This is a genomic window from Vibrio sp. J383 (assembly GCF_023503985.1).
Lineage (GTDB): Bacteria > Pseudomonadota > Gammaproteobacteria > Enterobacterales > Vibrionaceae > Vibrio > Vibrio splendidus.
This window is the reverse complement of sequence record NZ_CP097294.1, coordinates 372,755-395,600: the sequence shown is the minus strand read 5'-3', so window position 1 is coordinate 395,600 and position 22,846 is coordinate 372,755. Positions and strand designations below refer to the sequence as shown.

22 protein-coding genes are annotated in these 22,846 nt (G+C 44.1%); 7 read left to right on the top strand and 15 right to left on the bottom strand.

Annotation, left to right across the window (positions count from 1 at the left end; genetic code table 11):
* Positions 1-11 precede the first annotated feature (11 nt).
* The 9 genes from M4S28_RS18350 to M4S28_RS18310 form a co-directional block, all read right to left on the bottom strand.
* On the bottom strand, positions 12-818 hold the full coding sequence (locus M4S28_RS18350; protein WP_009846083.1) for a DUF1365 domain-containing protein: 807 nt from the start codon (positions 816-818) through the stop codon (positions 12-14).
* Positions 815-2,086: an NAD(P)/FAD-dependent oxidoreductase gene (locus tag M4S28_RS18345; RefSeq protein WP_249633444.1), complete on the bottom strand. Its 1,272-nt coding sequence runs from the start codon at positions 2,084-2,086 to the stop codon at positions 815-817. Before M4S28_RS18345 ends, M4S28_RS18350 begins: the two co-directional genes overlap by 4 nt.
* A gap of 2 nt (positions 2,087-2,088) precedes the next feature.
* Positions 2,089-2,820: an SDR family NAD(P)-dependent oxidoreductase gene (locus M4S28_RS18340; RefSeq protein WP_249633443.1), complete on the bottom strand. Its 732-nt coding sequence runs from the start codon at positions 2,818-2,820 to the stop codon at positions 2,089-2,091.
* Complete coding sequence (locus M4S28_RS18335; RefSeq protein ID WP_017077066.1) at positions 2,820-3,251, bottom strand: nuclear transport factor 2 family protein; 432 nt, start codon at positions 3,249-3,251, stop codon at positions 2,820-2,822. The genes M4S28_RS18340 and M4S28_RS18335 overlap by 1 nt, the downstream gene beginning before the upstream one ends.
* A gap of 14 nt (positions 3,252-3,265) precedes the next feature.
* The gene (phrB, locus tag M4S28_RS18330; protein WP_249633442.1) at positions 3,266-4,711 is read right to left on the bottom strand and encodes a deoxyribodipyrimidine photo-lyase; all 1,446 of its coding nucleotides are present in this window, start codon (positions 4,709-4,711) and stop codon (positions 3,266-3,268) included.
* A complete protein-coding gene (locus tag M4S28_RS18325; RefSeq protein WP_249633441.1) occupies positions 4,708-5,655 on the bottom strand; it encodes a YbgA family protein in 948 nt (315 codons plus the stop codon). Before M4S28_RS18325 ends, phrB begins: the two co-directional genes overlap by 4 nt.
* 144 nt (positions 5,656-5,799) lie before the next feature.
* The gene (locus M4S28_RS18320) at positions 5,800-6,510 is read right to left on the bottom strand and encodes a ChrR family anti-sigma-E factor (RefSeq protein WP_249633440.1); all 711 of its coding nucleotides are present in this window, start codon (positions 6,508-6,510) and stop codon (positions 5,800-5,802) included.
* A complete protein-coding gene (locus M4S28_RS18315; protein WP_061021181.1) occupies positions 6,503-7,150 on the bottom strand; it encodes a sigma-70 family RNA polymerase sigma factor in 648 nt (215 codons plus the stop codon). The genes M4S28_RS18320 and M4S28_RS18315 overlap by 8 nt, the downstream gene beginning before the upstream one ends.
* Before the next feature lie 110 nt (positions 7,151-7,260).
* Positions 7,261-7,881, bottom strand: coding sequence for an LON peptidase substrate-binding domain-containing protein (locus tag M4S28_RS18310; RefSeq protein WP_249633439.1), 621 nt, complete (start codon positions 7,879-7,881; stop codon positions 7,261-7,263).
* A gap of 277 nt (positions 7,882-8,158) precedes the next feature.
* On the opposite strand from M4S28_RS18310, the gene M4S28_RS18305 reads away from it, so the two are divergent.
* Positions 8,159-8,545: a tautomerase family protein gene (locus M4S28_RS18305; RefSeq protein WP_004732720.1), complete on the top strand. Its 387-nt coding sequence runs from the start codon at positions 8,159-8,161 to the stop codon at positions 8,543-8,545.
* 126 nt (positions 8,546-8,671) lie between these two features.
* Here the strand turns inward: M4S28_RS18305 and M4S28_RS18300 are convergent, their stop codons facing one another.
* A complete protein-coding gene (locus M4S28_RS18300; protein ID WP_249633438.1) occupies positions 8,672-9,469 on the bottom strand; it encodes a DUF4344 domain-containing metallopeptidase in 798 nt (265 codons plus the stop codon).
* A 428-nt stretch (positions 9,470-9,897) separates the two neighbouring features.
* Between M4S28_RS18300 and M4S28_RS18295 the strand changes: the two genes are divergently transcribed.
* Complete coding sequence (locus M4S28_RS18295; RefSeq protein WP_004732722.1) at positions 9,898-10,254, top strand: YibL family ribosome-associated protein; 357 nt, start codon at positions 9,898-9,900, stop codon at positions 10,252-10,254.
* A 306-nt stretch (positions 10,255-10,560) separates the two neighbouring features.
* Positions 10,561-11,787 carry a sodium/glutamate symporter gene (gltS, locus tag M4S28_RS18290; protein WP_249633437.1) on the top strand — a complete coding sequence of 409 codons (1,227 nt, stop codon included), beginning with the start codon at positions 10,561-10,563 and terminating at the stop codon, positions 11,785-11,787.
* 125 nt (positions 11,788-11,912) lie between these two features.
* On the opposite strand, the gene norW is transcribed toward gltS, so the two are convergent.
* Positions 11,913-13,082, bottom strand: a complete 1,170-nt coding sequence (gene norW, locus M4S28_RS18285; protein WP_249633436.1) for an NADH:flavorubredoxin reductase NorW — start codon at positions 13,080-13,082, stop codon at positions 11,913-11,915.
* A gap of 1 nt (position 13,083) precedes the next feature.
* Positions 13,084-14,607 (bottom strand): anaerobic nitric oxide reductase flavorubredoxin, encoded by a 1,524-nt coding sequence (gene norV / locus M4S28_RS18280; protein ID WP_249633435.1) that lies wholly within the window; start codon positions 14,605-14,607, stop codon positions 13,084-13,086.
* A 270-nt stretch (positions 14,608-14,877) separates the two neighbouring features.
* Between norV and M4S28_RS18275 the strand changes: the two genes are divergently transcribed.
* Positions 14,878-15,297 carry a hypothetical protein gene (locus tag M4S28_RS18275; RefSeq protein WP_249633434.1) on the top strand — a complete coding sequence of 140 codons (420 nt, stop codon included), beginning with the start codon at positions 14,878-14,880 and terminating at the stop codon, positions 15,295-15,297.
* A gap of 93 nt (positions 15,298-15,390) precedes the next feature.
* Here M4S28_RS18275 and M4S28_RS18270 read toward each other — a convergent pair whose 3' ends face one another.
* Together M4S28_RS18270 and M4S28_RS18265 are read right to left on the bottom strand one after the other, a co-directional pair.
* Positions 15,391-16,047 carry an NAD(P)H-dependent oxidoreductase gene (locus tag M4S28_RS18270; RefSeq protein ID WP_017077057.1) on the bottom strand — a complete coding sequence of 219 codons (657 nt, stop codon included), beginning with the start codon at positions 16,045-16,047 and terminating at the stop codon, positions 15,391-15,393.
* 324 nt (positions 16,048-16,371) lie between these two features.
* Entirely contained in the window at positions 16,372-17,238 is an 867-nt protein-coding gene (locus M4S28_RS18265) for a hypothetical protein (protein WP_017077056.1), read from the bottom strand.
* 570 nt (positions 17,239-17,808) lie between these two features.
* Here M4S28_RS18265 and M4S28_RS18260 point away from each other — a divergent pair.
* The 3 genes from M4S28_RS18260 (at position 17,809) to M4S28_RS18250 (ending at position 21,619) form a co-directional block, all read left to right on the top strand.
* Positions 17,809-19,701: a PTS mannitol transporter subunit IICBA gene (locus M4S28_RS18260; protein WP_249633433.1), complete on the top strand. Its 1,893-nt coding sequence runs from the start codon at positions 17,809-17,811 to the stop codon at positions 19,699-19,701.
* 182 nt (positions 19,702-19,883) lie between these two features.
* Positions 19,884-21,032, top strand: coding sequence for a mannitol-1-phosphate 5-dehydrogenase (locus M4S28_RS18255; RefSeq protein WP_249633432.1), 1,149 nt, complete (start codon positions 19,884-19,886; stop codon positions 21,030-21,032).
* Between the two features lie 50 nt (positions 21,033-21,082).
* Positions 21,083-21,619 carry an MltR family transcriptional regulator gene (locus tag M4S28_RS18250; protein ID WP_193835446.1) on the top strand — a complete coding sequence of 179 codons (537 nt, stop codon included), beginning with the start codon at positions 21,083-21,085 and terminating at the stop codon, positions 21,617-21,619.
* A 229-nt stretch (positions 21,620-21,848) separates the two neighbouring features.
* Here M4S28_RS18250 and nagB read toward each other — a convergent pair whose 3' ends face one another.
* A complete protein-coding gene (gene nagB / locus M4S28_RS18245; protein WP_004732731.1) occupies positions 21,849-22,649 on the bottom strand; it encodes a glucosamine-6-phosphate deaminase in 801 nt (266 codons plus the stop codon).
* Positions 22,650-22,846: the final 197 nt, after the last annotated feature.

The following is a 22,846-nucleotide window of genomic DNA, read 5'->3' as shown; positions in this document are numbered from 1 at the left end:
TGTGAAGACACTCAAGATGTTGAGTCTGGATGCCCCACAAACGGTACTTTTTTCAGGAATAATTTGAGAGCCTGATAATAAATTCCTATCACGACTTTAATCGTCATTGCCGGAATCTTGAATACCGTTCGTCTAATGTTTGTCTTGGTTACTGACTGTTTCGTCAAGGCCAGTGTCGCATCGAAAAGCTTGTCGTCTCGGCGGCTTTCAATGTGGACTAACGTGCGTTTCGCTGGTGGCTTAATCTTCCAAAAGTAAGTCATGTTCAAATCCATGAACGGCGAAACGTGAAACTCTTTCTTAACCTTTAATTCTTGGTGCATGTCGATCAGGTAGTAATGTCGTTGGCGCCAAGGCGTGTTACTCACTTCAGCCAACATGTACTTACAATCTCCTGTTTCGTCGTAACAGAAGAAACAGTTGATTGGGCTGAAGTAGATACCTAAACAGCGGCACTGAGCCAGCATCGTCACACGGTTTGAATCAGACCAAACCCCACCAAGTTTTTGCACTTTGGAAGCTATACGTTGTTTAAGTGATTTTGGTTCATCCGTGGTGGCATTTTCTTTTTTTTCAGCGAGATAATCCGATTCGACAAAGCGAATCGGGTTGTACCATCGAGTTCCGAACAGCGCACTACGCGCTGTGGTTTGGGGCAGTTCATCAAGATCCAACCCCATCATATACAGCTGATAGCTGAACTCATGTGTGATGTCGCCAAAGCGGCGGTGTCTGACGTTGCCCCAATAGATACCGCTGAGCTCTTCACTCTTTTCGGATGCGATCTCCATTTCGGATGTCAGGGTTTGACTGTTCATAGCGCTGAACTCGTACTCAAATCTAAACCGAAGCGTTTGGCCACATCGAGTGCACTGTGGACGCCATCTTCATGGAAGCCGTTGTACCAGTATGCGCCGGCGAAGTGAGTCTGGTTTTTGCCACAGATCTGTTCGCGCTTGTGTTGAGCCTCTACTGTGTTCGAGTTAAGTACCGGGTGATGATAAACAAAGCTGCGAATGATTTTTTCTGGGTCGATGGCTTCGCTCTGATTCAAGGTGACACAGAAGGTGTCCTGGCTTTCGATACCTTGCAGAATGTTCATGTTGTATGTCACACAGGCAGGCCGCTGACTGTCGCCATCCAACATGTAGTTCCAACTTGCCCATGCAAGCTTTCTGTCTGGTAACAATCGGGTATCGGTGTGCAGAACCACTTCATTGCGGCTATATGGGATCTCGCCCAGTACCTGTTGCTCTTGTTCTGTTGCATCACCAAGCAGACGTAAGGCTTGGTCTGAGTGACAAGCAAAGATTACTTCGTCGAAACCTTGTGTGCTGCCATCTTCAAATTCAATCGTGATGCCCGTTTCTTGGCGAGTCACTTGTTTAATCGATGTATTCAGTGCAACGGGTTTGTTTAAGCGTGAAAGGATGATTTCAACATAAGAACGCGATCCTTTTGGAATCACATACCACTGAGGACGGTTCGCGATATCGAGCAATCCGTGGTTGTAGAAAAACTGGATGAAAAACTTGAGCTCAAATTCTTCCATCTCTTCCAAGCTTGTCGACCAAATCGCCGCGCCCATCGGTAGGATATAGTGCTGACTGAAAAAGTCGGAAAACTGGTTTTCACGTAGGAAATTGCCAAGGGTTACGTCTGGTGTGAACTCATTACTTTCAAACTGAGCCTTACACAGTTTGTTGAACTTGAGAATGTCAGAGACTAAAGACCAAAATTGAGGTTTGAAAATATTACTTCGTTGAGCAAACAGAGAGTTGATGCTGTGGCCGTTGTACTCAAACTTAGTGGTGGTGTTGTGGACGCTGAAGCTCATCTCAGTCGGTTGCCTTTCGACACCGAGTTGTTCTAGAAGCTGATTGAAATTCGGGTAGGTTCGATCGTTGAATACGATGAAACCTGTATCTATCGAAAACGCCGAGCCTTGATGTTCAATATCAACGGTCGCGGTGTGCCCCCCAACGTAATCGTTCTTTTCGAATACGGTCACGTCGTGGTGCTTATCTAATATGTGCGCGCAAGTGAGTCCAGAGATACCTGACCCAATAATGGCGATTTTCTTCATTGTTATACCATCCTTGAAGCGAGTTTTTGCCAAACTGAAGTTGGAAGCATTCTGAGTAGCTTCATCAACATGATGAATCGTCTTGGAAAATCGATTTCACTCTTTCCTTGAGCAATACCCGTTACGATTCGCTGAGTTGCAGCTTCGCTACTAATAATCATAGGCATAGAGAAAGAGTTTCGCTCGGTAAGTGGCGTCTCAACAAAGCCTGGATGCACAATTGAGACATGAATATTGTGCTCGGCCAGATCAACCGAGAGTGTTCTTCCTAAATACGTGAGTGCCGCCTTTGAAGCGCCATAAGCTTCCGCTCTGGGTAGCGGTAAAAAACTGGCGCTAGAACTTACTAAAACCAAGCGGCCACCGGGCTTAATATTTTTTAACCACGATTTAAGCGCGTAGCCAATTGAAATTAGATTGATGTTGATGACGCGCTCGAAAAGCTCAGCATCAAAATTCACGGGGTCGTTGATGTATTCACAATCACCCGCATTTAAAATCAGCAGATCGAGCGGCTTGTCTTGGTCGAGTTCTGGGAAGTTGTGGTAATCGGTCAGATCGAAACAGAGCGGCGTAATGGATGAATGCGCGATGTCTGTCTCGTGAGAATCAACTAAGGTTTGCAGCTTGTCTGGGTTACGGCCACAAGCAATCACCTGATGCCCTTGTTGAGCGTAATCGATAGCGAGTGATTGGCCGATACCTGAGGTCGCGCCTGTGATCATAATACGCATTATTGGCTCGCTCTCTTTTTGATGGATTTGATGGCGCAGCCCAGAACTGGAATGTGTTCGTACAACATAGAGCCGACATCAAGGTAGTCTCTGTGATAGACCACTTGGCCATCGAGCATCTTGAGGTGGCTGTGCCCTTGCACTTCGATAGGTTTTTGACCGTTCAGCTGCTTATGAGAAAATTGCATCGTCCAATACACCGAAGCTTCGTCGTTCGCTTCGAAAGTGTGTTCGATATGAAAGTAACAGCTCGTTACCTGGGTGTAGAGGTTCTCGAAGTAGTGGGTAAGCGCCGAAATACCGCTGACATGATGCAGCGGATCTTGAAATTCAATATCAGGGTGATAAACCGTCTTAAGCACGTCGAAATTGTCAGTTCCGAGTTCTCGATACATGTTGAGAAAGTTATCAAGCCATAGAGAGTTATCCATAATATTCACTCTAATTATTTGAAGAAGGCTAAGGCTCTCAATCGTGCTTCTTTGTGCTCAACGATGGGTTGCCAGTATTCGCTGTCTATTCCGTTTTTAGCGATAAAGTCATGTGGGAAATGAACATGTTTATCTGGGATGTTTTGCAGCTCTGGTATGTACTTACGAATAAAAATTCCTTTTGGATCAAACTTTTCACTCTGAGTGATTGGATTGAAAATTCGGAAGTAAGGTTGAGCATCACAGCCAGTACTTGAAGCCCACTGCCAACCGCCATTGTTAGCACTGAAATCACCATCGATAAGGTGAGACATAAAGAAGCGTTCGCCCCAACGCCAATCAATGAGTAAGTGTTTGGTCAGGAAACTCGCCACGACCATTCTTAATCTGTTGTGCATCCAACCGGTTTCTACTAATTGACGCATTGCCGCATCAACCAATGGGTAGCCTGTCTTACCCTCACACCAAGTTTTGAAGCTAAGACGATCGTGATACCAATCTAAGCCATTGTATTTCTGTTGAAAGTTAGCACCTTTAACCAGTTTAGGATGGTGGAACATCAAATGCTTATAAAAATCTCGCCAAATCAATTCATTGAGCCAAGAAAAGGCTGGCAGTTGTGTATCAAACAACAAATCGGGCTGTTGTTGAATCAACTGAATTGCTAACCAGCGCGGACTTACCGCACCAATCGTTAAATATGGTGACAGACCAGAGGTTCCTTTAACCGAAGGAATATCTCTAAATCGAGCATAGTCGCCGACTTTATTCTCTAAGAAGTTGGGAATCACGCTCTCTAATACGTTTTGGCTCAGTGGCCAACGGCTTGAATCAACACGCGGAAAGTCAAAATCGTACTCGCCAGAAAAACCACTTAACGATTGTTTCAGTTGTGATGGATTCTGAAGCGAATCCGTTTCAGATGAACCTGCTTGCGCTGATCCTGTTGAATGCACTGGAGCGTGGCTGCAAATGATGCCTTTCGCTTGCACTTCTTTTAACCATGCGTTTTTGAAAGGTGTGAAAACTTTGAACATCTCACCTTGTTTATTCAGCACGCTACCTAATGGCAGAATCGTATCGCAGTCGGTTACCTTCAGTTTTATACCGCTAGCGATTAAGCGTTTGTCTCTTAACTGCTCATCCACTTCCGGCTCTGAATTGGCATACACACATGTCGCATCGACCTGTTTGCATAAGTTGATGAGTTGAGTGGCTTGATCGTTAAAGTCTGTGGCTTTGAGGTGCAGAAGATCGATCCCAAATTCAGCGAGTTGGGATTCAAGTTGCTGCAGGTGACGATAGATTAAATCGGCTTTGATTGGCGCAAGGTGGTGTTGCTGCCATTGCTGTGGCGTTGAAATAAAAACGGCGATAGAGACGCCGTTTTCAACTGCAGAGACGAGCGCTGGGTTATCGTGAATCCTCAGGTCTCGTCTTATCCATAGAATGTCGCTCAATATCCGTATCTCAGCTTAAGTTCTTGTGGGTGCGGGTTTAGGTAAACCTGTGATTCAAGGTACTCGTTTGGGTATTCCATCAAGTAGTGATTGATCAGTGTGAGTGGAACTAACAGAGGAACTAGCCCTTCTCTGAATGATGAAATCTGATTGGTAAGCTCTTGTTTGTGCGCGCTGCTCAATTGTTTCTTAAAGTAACCTTGCAAATGATGAAGAGTATTGGCGTGGCTACCACGGTTCGCGTGGTGAGATAATGCCGTCATCAAGCCTTCAATATATTGTTTTGCCAACTCATCGATTTCAAGATCGTTGCTTGCTAATAATTTCCCAAGTTTCTTATAGCCTTCAATGTGGTGACACATTACCAGGTACTTGTGAGCGCTGTGGAATTGAATCAGCTTGTGTTTGGTGACACCTTCGTCAACAAGGTTGAGCCACTTCTGATAAGTGAAGACACGTGTCATGAAGTTTTCGCGTAAAATAGGGTCATTGAGGCGACCATTCTCTTCAACTGGAAGTAGGGGATTGCCTTGCATAACCTGCTGAGTGAACAAGCCAACGCCTGTCGATTCAGAACCACGTCCATGGTGGTGGTAAATTTTTACTCGCTCCATGCCACAGGTTGGGCTTTTCTGACACACAATAAAGCCAGCGATGTGTTGGTTGTTCTTTGAATAATTTTGACCGAACTCGATCAGTTCATCGGTGACATCGCCAGAACCATCTGGGCGAGAAACATGGATGATGTCGTCTAACATTCTTGTCTGACGGATGGTTGGTCGAGGCGTTGGAAGACCAATGCCCATCTCTGGGCAAACAGGTTCCAACTCTACGTAATCTGCAAGATCGTCGGTGCAGAAGCGCGAACGTTTATGACCTGTATCGAACCGAACTTTATGACCGGCGACACATGCACTAATGCCTATTTTTATTTTTTTATCCATTGGTCAATTCCTTACGCTCATTGCTCGTTGTTATTCTTATATTGTGTGTTTTGTTGCTTATTAAACATTACTTTAGTTCGATTTTTACTTTGCTTACTAGCCAACTCTATGAGTCTTGTGACGTACCCGGTAAATCTTTTCAATCTAATAAATGTATTTACCCAGTGGGTTGAATAACTGGCTCACACCTTTTGTGAAGTAAAGCGCATCACTTGAAACAGTTAAACACACACAACCTTCTTTGGTGGCTGGTTGGTGGGTGTGGTCACCATCTAACCAGATGAAGTCGCCTTTGTTGTAGACGCCCATTTCGTCTTCGAAACTGCCTTCTAAAAGAAGCGTAATCTCAAAGCCTTTGTGGGTGTGGCAAGGCACTTGTCCATCTTTGTCGATGTGCAGCAAGCTGGTGTGGTGTGCTTCGTCATCAAAATCGAGTCTTGCGCGCGAAATTTTGCCTAAGTTCATCCAGTCTTTTCTCGCCACTGAGTTCAACGCGCGAGGAATAGTGAACGTGGTGTCTGCAACCGTAACTTGCTGAACTTCGGGTGTCACTTCGATAGCTTGAGATGAATCAGCAGTGATTTGAGCAATCGCATCAAAATCAAACTCCCCATCATCGGATAGGAACGCATCCATTTCGCTGTCAGACAGTTTTAGCCCTGAGGTATCACTTTCAAAGGCAGATGTATCGCTTTCAAAGACTGAGTCAGCAGCTTGCGCCGTCAACATGCTTACTTGTTGTTGGCAGTGTTCACACAGTTCTACATGGCTAGAGACAATCAAAGATACTGAGTCTGCGAGTGTGCCATCGACAAAATCTTTCAAAATTGCGGCATTTGGGTGATGTTTAATCATGATCTTGTTCCCCCATGTGAACCTTAAGTTTGGCTAAAGCGAGTCTTAGACGTGATTTCACGGTTCCAAGTGGGACGCCAAGTTGTTGAGCGAGTTGCTCTTGTGACAACTCCTGAAAGTACACGCCTTTGACAATCGTTTTCTGAGCCAAAGGCAACTTCTCTATTTGGGTCATTACATGGCGGCTCATCAAGTGATCACCAAACGGTAATTCATCGCTTTGAGATTCCGCGACCATTGCATCTATTGGCCAAATGTCGTCAGCGATGGTTTGTTCTGCTTTTGCTTTCACCTTTCGTAGCATGTCGAAGGCTGCATTTCGCATCACGGTATAGACCCAAGTAGTCCCAGCGCCTTTCTCTTCGTTATAGAGATGCGCTTTCTTCCAAACGTTAGTCATCGTGTCTTGAACTAGCTCGTTTGCAGCAGCTTCGCTGCCCAACTTGCTGATTCCAAAACGCTTGATCTTAGGTGCGAAGAACTTGAACAAACAGGTGAAGGCTTGTTTGTCTCGGTCTGAACCAACCAAAATCAACCAGCTTGAGAGCTCTGTAGGTACCTTAATTTCATTAGGTAGTTTGTTGTCGGGGATAATGACATGCTCCTTGCCGTTCCCTGAACTTCTGCTTTCGACTTGCATAGTACTTAACCATCATGCGAATTTGAGTGGCACTACGTGAAAGGAGAAGGTCGGGATCACTTTAATTTAAATTAATTTCCACTATACAAAATTATAGTGAAGAAAAGTGCTTATTGCCCCGTAATGATTTGATTCAAAAAAGGAACTAAAGAAGGAAAGCTAGCGGGTTCGGTAAATTCTGTTTTCTTTTCCAATGGGATAGGCATCATTTCGAGTAATCGCGCACAGATCCATCGTGGGCTTTCGAAGTCTGGAGTGGGGTAGAGCGTTCTGATTGAATCGTGGTCTCGAAACAGCTGTACTAAGAATGCAGTAAATACGTTCGGTACTTTGCATTCTAGATCTGGCCAATGAGGTAACAACCTGAACTGACTTTTTATCAGGTCATCGTCGTCTCGAAATGGTCCGTGAAGCTGAACCAGCTGTTGGCCTTCGACATCGATTTCCAAAATTTGGTCGTCAGACATGTTGAAATCAACGATGGACACTTTGGTTCCCCAAGAACTGAGATGTTCAGAGTTGTTGCTGTCTTGGGGGGCAATAATGAACCCATCTCCTTGGGCCGCATGTGCAACCATAGCTAGATATTTTGGTTCAAAGATGCGTAGCCTCTGGCGACCTCCGGGCAGAAGGAATATCGGAAGAGGAAATACGGCGAGCTCGAGAGAAGACTCTACGAGTGTCTCTGGTTCGGCGTCTGTCCGTGTGGTCTGGCTCGATGAATTCGGCACATAGCACTCCTTAGTTCAAATGTAATTTGAGAAGATATACGTGGACTCGGTGGTGTTCGATCAATTGATTGTGGTTGTTGTTATTGGGTGATGAGCTACAGACATGAGCCAAAGCAGATGATTTTTTGTTGCACATGCTCATAAATTCATTGTTTTTACCTTCTTTCATACGCGTCATTAGGTAATATATGTACGAATAGTAAGCGGATGGGTAGTCGCCAGACGATGCTTCTATCTAACCTTCTTCTTTACCTGACATCGCATCAAAGGAATGGTCATGATTGTTATATATGGTATCAAAGAGTGCTTGAATCCAATTAAGTTGCAGCTCTCTAATGTGTTGCAACAGTGCTTAAACAGTGAAATGGGTTTACCCGATGACAAGCGAGCGCATCGATTTGTACCATTGGAGCGAGATGATTTCTTTTATCCAGAAGGAAGAACAGAAGCCTATACCGTTATAGAGATCAATATGATGGAAGGTCGAGCGGTCAACACCAAGAAGCGCTTAATTAAGAAGATATTTTCTGAGATAGAGAAGCAGTTAGCTATCTCTCCTATTGATATCGAAATAACCATCAAGGAACAACCTGCACACTGTTGGGGATTTCGAGGCATGACCGGTGATGAAGCCCAAGACCTGAAGTATAAAGTGAAGGTCTAAGGTCTAAGGTCACAGGACTAAGATATATTCCACTTCAAATCTTGGATTTATAGATTACTGAGAGCGGCTTTAGAAAAACACTAAGCCGCTTGTTATTGAAGAAGACCAATAGAGAAGGTTAAACCATTAGCTCTCGTCGTTCTCTTTTAGGTAACGGTGCCAGTTGGCATTGATGACATCAAAGTGCTCCACACAGAACTCTTTCCTATCTTTCAAATAGTCGTTTTCTACTTCATCGAGCAAGTTCTTGTAGGCATCAGGATCGCTGCCATACACCAAGCATAACGTGGAGAAGTAGCGCTGTAGATCAAAACTGTGCTCATCAATGTATTCACCCAAGTCGTAATATTCAGGGCGGTCTTCTGACTCGAAAGCGAACATGTCAGCGGCGCTGATTGCGGCATCACCTCCATGTTCTACATAGTTAAGTAAAAGCACGGTCGCAAGGTTATCAACGGCATCTTCCTCTTTGCCCAGTATGGCAATATTCTGGTCTTCGATATAAGCGTGCCCAGCTTCGTGCAGTAGAGTATGAAGCAAGGTATCGATAGCCCCAGTTTGCGCGGTCTTTCCATACTCTTTTTCGTATTGATTCTTTTCAAAGTAATTAAGCGACTCAGAGTAGAAGCTATACGGGATAAGCACTTGATGGGTTTGTGGATCGTAGAGTGGACCTTCTTCCCCGCCGTATTGAATGGTTAATGGCTTTTCAAACATGAAGATTTGGTTTGACAGGTCAATCACAGTGTCATTGACGCCACTGTTTTGAATTTCACGTTTGAGCTGCTCTTCTTCAGTATTTTGTGGTGAAGAGAACTCAACGATTAGGTTATTTTGGGTTGTTTGTTCACTAGATGCATAAGTTGCGGCAAACACTGAGCTAAGGGCTAGGCTGTAGGCTAGTGTTCGTTTCAATAATGTCATCGGCTATCCTTGTGATTATGCTGCGATTCAGGCTCGGTGTTAAGGTGATCCCCCTAAGTCATGTAACTCAAGTTACGCGATCCAAGTTATGTACCTTACGCTGTTTAAGCCGTTTAAGTTATTTGAGTTAATTGAGTTAATTGAGTTAATTGAGTTAATTAAGTTAATTAAGTTATTTACGGTGGTTAGATTACAAGTTTAGACTGAATTTTGAAGCATCGAGGACCGCAATTTTTGAAGTCGACACTGGCTGATTAATGAGTGACCCGCTTTGAGGTTTGGGTACAAAGAATTGGCGAGCTGAATGACCAGCGTTGATGTGATTCGTTTCTGTTGGTAATTGATAGATAAATTTCGGTTCAAGTGAACCCTTGTGCTATACTCCGCGCCCCAATCCGAATTGGCTTGTTAAATCTTAGGAAATTATTATGAGTGTTAAAAACGAACTTCAACAAATTAACAACCGTCTAGACAAGTGTCGCAACAAGTTAGCGGCTGCTAAAACTCGTAATGATCGTCCTGTTGTTCGTCAATTTGAAGACGAGATTAAGAAGCTAACCAAGAAAATTGCTCAGTTGAAACACAAAGAAAGCTTCGATGTAAATCAAGAGCGTAAGTCTTTGGTTGATATGCCATTTAGCCGTGAGATTACAAAAGCTGAGCAAGCGGATATGGGTAAACTTAAGAAGTCTGTAAAAGGGCTCGTAATTGTTCACCCAATGACGAAGATCGGTAAAGAGCTTCGCATTGAGGTTATGACTGGTTACGCACCGAAAAAATTCTAATTACCAGTGATGGTGATGAAAGAGGAGCTAGTAATAGCTCCTTTTTGCTTTTTTAGGTATTAAAAAAGCAGAGTCAGCGGCAAGGATACTCACGCCGTTATCAACTTTTTGGAGGTGATTGTTGTCACAAATCCTTTTATCTCCTATAAAAGTTAACGTGTCACTAACATGGCACCAAGTGAACGCAGTAATGTGTTCGCTTTTCGAATCTACAATTTCTCTCCAGTTTGTATAAATATAGGTAGAGCAGCACAGATAAAACTAGACTCATTAAGGAAGATGAGAACGTAAAAAAATAGAGGTTATATGAATCAATTAATTTCAATTGGACCACTAGAATCCTTCCTAATCGCGATTAGTGTTTTGTTTCTAGGTCATTTCGTCAATGCAAAGCTTCCGGTTCTCAAAAAGTACAACATCCCAGAGCCCATTGTCGGCGGCTTGATTGTCGCTTTTGCTATTACAGCCCTGCACTTTAACGGCCTTGATCTTGAGTTTTCCTTGCCCTTGCAGAACACGTTTATGTTGATGTTCTTTGCAACGGTCGGCCTTGCGGCTAACTACACGCAGTTGATAAAAGGTGGTGCTAAGGTATTCCTATTCTTAGGGGTGGCTTCGGTTTACATCATTATCCAAAACGGTGTAGGGGTAACACTTGCGACGGCACTAGGCCTTGAACCCTTGATGGGGTTGATTGCTGGATCTATCACGCTTTCGGGTGGTCACGGCACGGGCGCAGCTTGGTCTCAAACTTTTTCAGACACGTTTGGCATTGCCAATACTCTAGAAATCGCGATGGCTTCAGCGACGTTTGGTTTGATCATCGGTGGTATTATCGGTAGTCCAGTAGCCCAAAAGCTGATTGATAAAAACCAGCTTGAATCCGAGTATGGTACTGGCACGCAAACCCACGAGCGCTTTCCTGAACTTGTTACTTACAACGAGTATGAAGAAGACAAAGTGACAGCGAAGAAGGTGATTGAAATTTTGTTCATCCTTCTTATCTGTATCACGGGTGCGAAATACCTAGAGCAGTGGGTAGCAACCTTTGAGATTTCTTGGTTGATGATTCCTGACTTCGTTTACGCGTTGTTTATCGGTGTGTTCATCACTAACGTTTTTGAAGTGACTAAGCTGCATAAAACCGACAGCGAAACGGTCGATATTCTTGGTACGGTGTCATTGTCACTGTTCTTAGCTATGGCGCTAATGAGCCTTAAGCTTTGGAACATCTTTGACCTTGCGATTCCGTTCTTGGTTATCCTTGCGGTTCAGGCTGTGGTGTTGGGTATCTTCTCTTACTTTGTAACCTTCAAAGTAATGGGTTCTAACTACGACGCAGCGGTTATGGCGGGTGGTCACTGTGGTTTCGGCCTAGGTGCAACACCAACAGCGGTAATGAACATGGGTTCTTTGGTGAACCGATTCGGTCCGTCGCCACAAGCCTTCATGGTTGTGCCAATCGTTGGTGCCTTTTTTATCGATATCGTTAACCTGATCATCCTTCAAGGTTACATCTCGTTTATCGGTTAAGGTTCGTTTTTGCTTAAATGCGATGAGCTAATCGCACTAAGATGAATACAAGAAAGCCAGTCTGTTGACTGGCTTTTTTTGTATTAGCGCATGCCGCTTATTTTATTCAACGTATATTATTGAGCCTATGCGGGTGAGCTTGCTTGTAGCTCTTTAAGAAGAGGAAACGCTGCTTTGGTGTGCTCTCCCGTCACAATGAATCCAACCAACTGGTTATCTTTATTGAAGCCTTTAGCGATAAGCCCGTTAGGTTCAAATCGTGTTTCCCAATTCTGGGCTGTGTGAATATCACGACCTGCCAGTTGAATAGGATAACTCGGTGTTTTCACCTTGGTGATCATATGAGGCAAGCTGAGCTTTGCTTCGCCCACTTTGCCCTCTCCTTTATCCATAGTCAGCTGCTTCGCCAACACGTTTGCCGACAAGATTGCTGGCTGTAAATAGGCCATCACACGACCTTCAATTTCAGCGCAATCACCAATCGCATACACATTGTTAGCACTGGTTTTCAGGGTGTCATCGACCACAATGCCTCTGTTTACTTCTATTCCCGCTTGCGTGGCTAACTGTGTGTTTGGTCTTAGCCCTGCTGCGGCAATCACGATATCTGTTCGTATCAATCGAGAAGAGGTGGTTTGCAGCCTCACTCCATCAGACAGGTAAGTCGCTCGACAAATCGCAGAGTCGGTTTCGACGGTAACCCCAGCTTTTATCAGTTCTCTTTCCAATTCAAGCGAAACGAAAGGTGGCACAAGGCTATTCAACAGATAACTTGCGGGTTCGATAATCGTGACATCTTTGCCCGCAGTTTGAAGGTCGAATGCGAGCTCAACTCCAATGAGCCCGCCACCAATAACGGTGATTCGCTTGGCTACATCGATCTGAGCTTTGTGTTTTCCGAACTCTTCTAAGCTATTTAGCGTAATGGTCGCTTCAGGGTTCAAGCCCTCGGCTGGCGGAATGAAAGGTGTAGCACCTGTCGCCAGCACAAGTTTTGAATACGGGATGACATCATCACCGGCGACAACGAATTGTTGCTCGGTATTAACCTCGCTCACCCAAACGTTGGTTTTAATGACAACGTTATATTGCTCAGCTAGTTGTTGAGCAGTATTGACCGCAAGCTGCTGAGGTGTTTGAGCCTGACTAAACACATGCGAAAGATTGGGTTTACTGTACTCTATGCCTGCATCAGCGGTGACCATAGTGATCGCGATATTTTGGTCAGCTTTGCGGAGCATCTTGATGGTTTGTAGGGCAGAAAAACCGCCACCCACAATAACAATATTTTCCATATTACTTCTCCACAAACACTTCTTTACCTAAGTGACACTCTGGACAAAGGAAATCATCAGGCACTTGTGCCCAAGGTGTTCCTGGTTCAACGCCTTGGTAGGGTTCACCCAATTGTGGGTCGTACACCCATTCACAAACAGTACAACGCCAGCAAGTGCAATCTGCACCGTGTACAGGCTTGTCTTGAGCTACTTCAGGCTTCTGCTCTGTCGTGTCTCTGAGTTCTGCCGTCGTGCTTGTTTGTGTTGGTCTTAGTGTTGGTGCTGGTGCGGCTTCAAGCGGTGTAACATTGCGTGATACTTGCTTTGGTGCGCTGACTTCGTCTGGATTTACACGCCAAACCTCAGCCAGTGTCATACCGTAATCAATACATTGGCGAAGTGCGTCTGTATCTGGTTTCCAGTGAATATGCTGAGGTGCGCTCACTTCGAAGTTGGCTTCACGTAAGCGAGCATCGATACGTTTTACTGCGCCACCTGTCCAACCTGAAGAACCAAATGCTGCAGCTCTTTTACCTGCAAAGCGCAGGCCGTGGATCTCTTCTAGTAGTGCAGCGATTTGCGGCATCATCACGTTGTTCATGGTCGATGATCCAACAAGCACGCCCTTTGAGCGGAAGATATTGGCAAGAATGTCGTTCTTATCGTGCTTAGAGATATTAAAGACTTTGATTGCTGTTTCTGGGCTGCCTTTACGGATACCTTTTGCGATTGCGTCAGCCATCATACGAGTGTTATTGGACATGGTGTCGTAGACAATGGTGATACGATCTTCTTTGTACGCTTTAGACCACTCGTAATATTGCTCAACGATTTGAGTCGCGTTGTCACGCCAAATACAGCCATGAGAAGTCGCAATCACATCGATTGGCACGCCTAAACTCAGGACCTCTTCTATCTTCGCTTTCACCAAAGGCGCGAAAGGCGTCAGGATGTTTGAGAAGTAACGCAGACATTGGTCATGCAGCTCTACTTGGTCTAGTTGGTCATTGAATAGGTTCTCGTCGCAGTAGTGTTGGCCGAAAGCATCGTTACTAAACAAGATTTCATCACCGGTTAGGTAAGTCGCCATTGAGTCTGGCCAGTGCAGCATTTTCATCTCTACGAAGATCAGTTGTTTTCCGTTACCGACGTCAAGAGTGTCACCGGTTTTGACGGTTCTGAAGTTCCAATCAGGCTGATGGTGATGGCCAACAATAGAGTTAACGCCAGCTTCTGTGCAGTAGACGGGCGTGTTCGGAATTTTAGCCAGTAGCGCAGAGAGGGCGCCTGAGTGATCTTCTTCTGCATGCTGACAAATGATGTAGTCGATCTCGTTGATGTCGATTTCCATCTCTAGGTTTGCAAGGAATTGTTCAGTAAAGCGATGATCGACAGTATCGACAAGCACTGTCTTCTCTTCACGGATCAGATACGAGTTATAGCTCGTACCTTTGTTCATGTGGTATTCCTTACCGTGGAAGTGCTCGATTTCCCAATCATGGACGCCGACCCAATGAACATTTGATTTAACGTGAATAGTCATAATGATAATACCTTATTTAAATATCTAAGGCTCTCATTGCACTAGTTGTGCCATGTTTTTAAGTAATTGTTTTAGTTGTCTTTGTTGTCTTTGTTTTCTTTTTGAGCTTAGTTCTGAGTCTAAATGACTCATCAATTTTTGTGATTAAAATGAATCATCAGTGTCAATTAGACATTGTGGTACTTACAGTCTCTTACAGTCTCTTACAGTCTGTATCTAAACAGCATGATAGTTTTAGCTTGTTTAAATAATGTCTGAACAGGAAAAGAAATGTTGAAGAAATTACTTACCTTCGCTGCTTTATTGCCAAGCATGGTTTTTGCTGAGTCAACGGTATATCTAGGTGGTGACTTTCTCACGAATGACTCAAAATACGCCTTTCAATATGGCTTCTATTTTCCCGCAAGTGCTGAGCTTGATTTTGGCTACGAGCTTGAATACGCAAAGTACAGTGATGACGTGCATTCGTTTGGTGTGAACATCAAACCACAGTTCCCATATGGCAATTTTTACTTCGCGCCAATTGGTGGTGTTCATTACTTCAATGACGATATTGATACGGCTTTTGTGTATGGAGCAGAGCTTGGTTACACACGAGGCGCGATGACATTTAAGACGGGTTATAAAGAAGCGTCTGAGGACTTTGAGTACAACGATAATGTGTACGTGGGTCTAGCGGTAAATTTTTAGTTGCTGATAGGTTAGGTTGGTCGACTTGAGATGCAAAAAAGGCCAGACGAGCGTCTGGCCAAATAAAGCAGTGCGATTTGTTTCTTTCTGCTATTAAAGCGTAGTAACCACTTCATCAAGCGCTAGACGCGCTTTTGGTTTACCGTGGTTGTAGTCTTCGCCGTCTTTGTGGAAGCCGATAGCCAGTGCTACATCAACAACGTGACCTTCCAGTTCATCAGCAAACTCTTCGCCGATCATAGCGGCATCTACGCCTTCCATCGGTGTTGATGCAATACCAAGACGAGCCAGTGTGTGCATTGTGTTACCTAGTGCGATGTACACTTGAGACTTAGTCCAGTTACCGTTGAAACCCGTTTCGTCTGTGTTCATTTCTGCGAATGCGTAAGCACCTAAGAATTGCTCGTACATTTCAGCAGGTAGGTGACCAGAACTTACTTCTGTATCAGCACGCTTCGCGAATTTCTCTTTAGTATATTTAGGATCGTGAGCAAACAGGATCGTGTGTGACGCTTCTTTCGCATGTGGTTGGTTAAACTGGAACATGTTCTCGAAAGTATTGTGGAAACGTTGTTTTGCTGCGTCGCTCTCAATGATGATGAATTTCCAAGGCTGAGAGTTGATAGAAGAAGCTGATAAACGAAGTGCTTCTTTGATTACTTCCATGTCTTCCGCAGAGATGCGTTTGTCGGCATCGTATTTTTTAGCTGTGTAACGAGTGTTTAGATCAGTAATGATTGGATGAGTCATGTTGAATCCTAATATCTATCAATAATAAATGTTGTAGGGTTTTATGTTCGGTAACGTCAACAATAAACGGACAACGCATTTAGGCAGTATCTCTATCAAAATCGTTGCTAGAACCGTCAATTTCTAAAAGACCTAACGCTTAAATGGCTATCGAACATGCCCCCATAAATCGAGTATCTGCGGTAGCTCAAGTCGATGGGTGTAAGATAATAGAAGAATGGCTTGGGAAAAATAGCGAACACATCAAATCACTATGGTTGGTAATGTCCATAATGATTTAATTAGTGTGATCTGGATGTGTGTTGGTTTTCGACAATCAGCCAGTTAGTACGCTTTTATTCCATATTGGCGTAATAAAGAGGGAAGTACGCTGTCGAGGTTTGGGATATCTTCAGGGTTAAGTTCAATCAAGCTAAAACCGTGCTCTTGGTAAATTTTCTTGGTCGCATTTCGTTTGTCTTCTTCTATAGGGCCTGAATCTGTTCCCCAGAACTGAATGTATACCTTGCCGCTTGGCAGGTAGAAATCGCTCATTACTTCTTTTGATATCGGCAGCGGACGCTCGTACGCATGAACCACTCCTGCCATATAAAGCCAGTTATCGATGATCAGCTCTCCCTTTGAACGAACATAATGCCCATCTAAGCTTCGGTGCTTCGCTTCAAATTTTTGACGAAAACTGGAAAATGACACATCAGTAGAGTGGCTTTCAGCATCATGCCCTAGGAATTCAACAACAGACTGCTTCAAACGTTTATTGCGAACCAGTGAGTCGTGCCATACCACGAATAAGTTTTGAGTCGCTTTATCTTCTCTTTGTTCACCACCGGCTTTTAAGCCTGTAGAGGTGACATGCCAGCCGTCGTCTTCTTTTGTTATCCAGCCAAGCTCATTGAGCAATAAGTTGATTTTCTTTGCGCTGAGTTGAAAGGCACCGCCGAGCTGAGTGGCGGTCAATGTGTTGCCTGAGAATGAATCCAAATCGATAAGCAGTTTCTCTGGCCAGACAATAAAGACACCGAACTTCTTATGTTCGACATATTCCCCACCAAAGCTTTCTCCTCGTTCTGTAAGAACCCAGCGCTCTTGTGAGCGCACGATATAACCCGCTGTTTTTAGATCGCTAAATAAAGTTTTAGCTTCTATGCCTTTTTGTTTAGCGAGTGCGGATGTGGAAATTTTGTCTGACATAGTCTTTTCTCAAATAGCAGAGTGATCCGCTGATGGGTTTTGGAGGGATACATGATGTGATAGCACTGGTAACTACCATATCACATCTACTAATGCTAACTGCAGCTCACTGGTCTATGTTTTTAGTAGAAAGTCATGTCTGGTTTTGATGTTGTGGGAAATGTGGTTCTTTTTGTAATTAAATTACATAATTAGCGATTTTTCTCATCTGGGTGCATATTTTCTATACGTGACACGATGTTCTTTTATACGGTTTATATAGATCTTAGATGCTACATTTTATTAAGTGTGATTTGTATCACTATTTATTTTTAAGTATTACAAAATAAAGTGTGATCTAGATCTTGTGTTAATGATATTTATTCTCATCAATTTGGCTTTGTAATTTAAATTCATGGTGTTTTTGTGATCTAAAGTGCTCTTGTTAACCCTAAAGTGTTTTTTGAGTGTGATGTTTGTCACGAAAGTTGGGCTAAGGTGCATTTTGGAAATGTTGTGATACATTTTAATCGACTTTTGAGTACACACTTTCGGTCATTTGACCAACCAATACATTACGGGGTTCTACCTATGTTATCACCAGAAGCAAAGATTAAGGTTCAAAACTTTGGTCGTTTCTTATCCAATATGGTAATGCCAAACATCGGCGCATTTATTGCGTGGGGTTTCATTACTGCACTATTCATCCCAACCGGTTGGTGGCCTAACGAAACGTTAGCATCAATGGTTGGCCCTATGATTACATACCTACTGCCACTATTGATTGGTTACACCGGTGGTAAAATGGTTGGTGGTGACCGCGGTGCGGTAGTGGGTGCCATCACGACAATGGGTGTTATCGTTGGTACTGATATCCCAATGTTCATGGGTGCAATGATTGTGGGTCCACTAGGTGGTATCGCAATTAAGAAATTCGATGAAGCTGTTCACGGTAAAGTGAAGAGTGGTTTCGAAATGCTAGTGAATAACTTCTCTGCGGGTATCATCGGCATGATCTGTGCGATCATCGCGTTCATCGTGATTGGTCCTGCGGTTAAGATTCTATCTGGCGGACTTGCTGCTGGCGTAAACGCAATGGTAGAAGCAGGTGCATTACCTCTAGCATCTATTTTTGTTGAACCTGCGAAAATTCTATTCCTAAATAACGCAATCAACCACGGTATCTTCTCTCCACTAGGTATCCAGCAATCTGAAGAAATTGGTCGTTCAATCTTCTTCTTAATCGAAGCAAACCCAGGTCCGGGTCTTGGTCTTCTACTTGCTTACATGGTGTTTGGTAAAGGTAGCGCGAAGCAATCTGCTGCTGGTGCATCTATCATTCACTTCCTAGGTGGTATCCACGAAATTTACTTCCCTTACGTTCTAATGAACCCACGTCTAATCCTTGCTGTAATTGCAGGTGGTATGGCGGGTGTATTCACTAACGTAGTGTTCGATTCTGGCCTTATCTCTCCAGCATCACCAGGTTCTATCTTCGCTATCTTGTTGATGACACCTAAAGGCTCTTACATCGGTGTTGTACTTTCTGTAATCGCTGCAACGGCTGTGTCTTTCATCGTAGCTTCAATCCTACTTAAGACTTCAGCTCAAGGTGATGACGAAGACTCACTAGAAAAAGCGTCTGCACAGATGAAAGACATGAAAGCGTCTTCTAAAGGTGCAGCATCAGGAGCTGATGTAAACCTAGCGGATGTTAAAGCTGTTTATGTAGCGTGTGATGCGGGTATGGGTTCAAGTGCAATGGGTGCAGGTCTACTACGTAAGAAAGTAGCAACAGCTGGCCTAGACATTGAAGTGACCAACTACGCAATCAACAACCTACCGGCTGATTCGCAAATCGTTATTACGCATAAAGACCTAACAGACCGTGCTCGTAGCACTGTGCCAGGTGCGATGCATATGTCGCTAAGCAACTTCCTAGACGGCTGCGTATACGACCAACTAGTTGCTGAGCTTGTCGATGCTCAAAGTGGTGAAGCGAAAGTAGAAGCTCCGGCGCCTGCTGCCGCTCCAGCACAAGAAGGCAACAAGCTTGCACTGACAGACGACAGCATCTTCCTTGGCCTAAAAGCGACTCAGAAAGAAGACGCAATCAAGTTTGCTGGCGAACAATTAGTAAAACTTGGCAACGTATCACCGGAATACGTAGACGGCATGTTTGCTCGTGAAGAGCTTGTGTCTACTTACCTAGGTGAGTCTATCGCTGTGCCACACGGCACAATCGAAGCAAAACAATATGTACAAAAAACCGGCATTGTTTTCTGTCAGTACCCTGAAGGTATTCAGTGGGGTGAAGATGAAGATGATATCGCGAAGATGGTTATCGGTATTGCCGCACAAGGCGATGAGCACAACATGGTGCTGATGGCTATTACCAATTCACTCGATGATGAAGAAGCTGTGGAATGCTTACAGAACACAACAAACCCTGCTGATGTTCTACGTATTCTCAACGGAAACTAAAAAGCTCTAGTCAAGCTCCTGAGTGAAGGAGGCCAGTATCCCCCTACTGGCCTCATTTCGGTCTTAATCTTTCTTACAAGATTCAGTCTGAATAGCTTACTGCTTAATGCCTAAGGCACATCGTCAAGGTATGTTGTTGAGCCGTTAGCTATCTAGATTCAAATATTTATAAGGTCAAAATTATGAAAGCGTTACATTTTGGTGCAGGTAATATCGGTCGTGGTTTCATTGGTAAGCTTCTTTCTGATGCAGGTATGAAGGTTACGTTTGCTGACGTAAATGAAACGGTTGTAAATGCGTTAATTGAACGCCAAGAATACCCAGTTAAGATTGTTGGCGAAGAGTGTGTTGTAGAAGTGGTTAAGAACGTGACAGCAGTAAACTCAGCGGCAAGCGCTGTAGTAGATTGCATCGCTGAGTCTGATCTTGTGACGACAGCCGTTGGCCCTACTGTTCTTAAAATTATCTCTAAATCTATCGCTCAAGGCATTGAAAAGCGTGCAGCAGCAAACAACACGGCACCAATGAACATTATCGCGGCAGAGAACATGGTTCGCGGTACTAGCCAATTAAAAGCAGCAGTGTTAGAGCACCTTTCTGAGGAAATGAAAGCGTTCACTGAAGAGCACATTGGCTTTGTTGATTCTGCGGTTGACCGTATTGTTCCACCGGCAGAAGCGGGCGAAACAGATCCTCTAGCCGTAACCGTTGAAACGTTCAGCGAGTGGATCGTAGATCAAACACAATTTAAGGGTGAGATTCCAAACATCCCAGGTATGGAATGCACTGACAACCTAATGGCTTTCGTTGAGCGTAAACTGTTCACGCTAAATACGGGTCACTTGGTAACGGCATACCTTGGTGTACTTACGGGTCATGAGACAATCAAAGACTCTATCGAAGATGACGTAATCCGAGCTGAAGTAACAGCAACGATGGAAGAGAGTGGCGCGGTTCTAATTAAGCGTTACGGTTTTGATCCAGAAGCTCACGCTGCCTACATCCAAAAGATTCTTGGTCGTTTTGCTAACCCGTTCCTACGTGATGAAGTAGACCGTGTTGGCCGTCAGCCAATTCGTAAACTGAGCCCACAAGACCGCCTAGTTAAGCCTCTGAATGGCACATTAGAGTACGGCCTACCGAATGTTCACTTAGTAAAAGCAATCGCAGCTGCGTTCCATTACAAGAATGAAGACGACCCACAAGCGGTTGAACTTCAAGCAATGTTCGCAGAAAAAGGGTTTGCTGAGACATTAGCGCATTATTCTGAGCTGAATAGTGACTCAGAAGTTGTTAAACTAGCGGAAGAAGCTTATCTAGCATTGAAATGATAAACCATCAAAGTGCCACACCAGTGGCACTTTCTTATTGTCGAGCCGTTATGCCAATACAAACTAGCCACGAAACTGAATTACTCGAAGCCCTATCTGAAGCTGAGAGCGCTAGCGCCTGTCTAATGGCGGCTTACGATGCATTGGACGACACGGTAGATGCCGTATTAAAAAACATTTTCAAGAAAGACGACACGGCAATCAAATTTGTTGTTGAACCACTTCTCAACAGTGGCGGGCCGTTAGGCGAGATTATGATCCGCGCTAAGCTGCTATTAGGGCTTGGTGTGATCAGTAAAGAGCTCTACGATGATTTAGAGATTTTCGTTACCTTGAAAGAGTGGGCGAAAATACAAGGTGAAGACACCAGCTTCACAGAAGTCGACGTGATATTTGAGCTCAACAAGGTGCAGGCGATTCAACGCATAATGCCTATCGAATATGACTCGGAGATGGTGGAAACCATGTCGGGCCCAATGCTTCAAATGTTCTTGGGTCGACACAATCAGAAAGTGAAGTCGACGATCGTTTTGGCTATCACTGACATTATCACGACCTTATGCCGAGATAACGCACTGAGTTCTTAGTTCTAGTTTGCAGTCCTGCTTATCTTGTTTCACATCCTACATATCTTGTAGCTGTTCGTTCGTTTCAATCCAAAGCTTAAAATGATGGCGGTTTCTCTCGTTGGAGAAATCGCTTTGTTGTTTTTGTGTCTATCAAAAACTCTCGACACTTTCCCCCGCTTATCAAATACAAAAGTAGCAGGTACAAAAAAAGCCACACTCAGTGGCTTTTTCTATTCAAGACAATCGATTATAGGTCTTGGATGTTCTCAGCTTCTAGCTCTTGGAAGTAGCGTAGAGTCTTAACTTTTAGCTCTTGTTGAGCTGGCTCATCAGCAACGATGATAGCTTTACGGTGCATCTGTAGAGCGGTAACAGTCCACATGTGGTTTACAGAACCTTCGATAGCCATTTGAAGCGCTTGCGCTTTGTTGTGGCCTAGAGAAAGGATCATTACTTCTTCAGAATCTAGAAGAGTAGCAACACCGATAGTTAGTGCGTATTTAGGAACTTGGTTGATGTCGCCATCGAAGAAACGAGAGTTCGCGATACGAGTGTCTTCAGTCAATGTTTTGATACGAGTGCGTGAAGATAGAGAAGAACCTGGCTCATTGAATGCGATGTGACCGTCGATGCCTACGCCGCCCATGAACAGGTTGATTTTGCCGTATGAACGGATTTTCTCTTCGTATGCTGCACAGTGAGCATCGATGTCTTCAGCTTTGCCGTCTAGCAGGTTGATGTTTTCTGCTTGGATATCAACGTGGTTGAAAAAGTTCTCGTGCATGAATGTGCGGTAAGACTCTGGGTGGTTAGGGTCGATACCAACGTACTCATCCATGTTGAATGTTACAACGTGCTTGAAGCTTACTTCGCCAGCTTTGTGTAGCTCAATTAGCGCAGCGTAAGTAGTTAGAGGTGTGCTACCAGTAGGAAGACCTAGTACAAATGGACGCTCAGCAGTAGGAGCGAATTTGTTGATAGAATCTGCGATGTGACGAGCAGCCCATTTACCTACTTTAGCTTTGTTGCTTAATGGAATAAGTCTCATTGATTTTGCCCCTAGAAATAAAATTTTATAGTGTTCTGAAACATTAATTCGCATTATAAAATAAGTTATTAAATTCCGCTATTGTTTTAGGTCAAGTTTTTGCTTTTTTCGTCGTATCTGTGACTAGAACTCTCAAATTTGCACAATTATTGTATGGATATTTGGTAGCGTTAAACAAGATTAATACGTTTGTCATA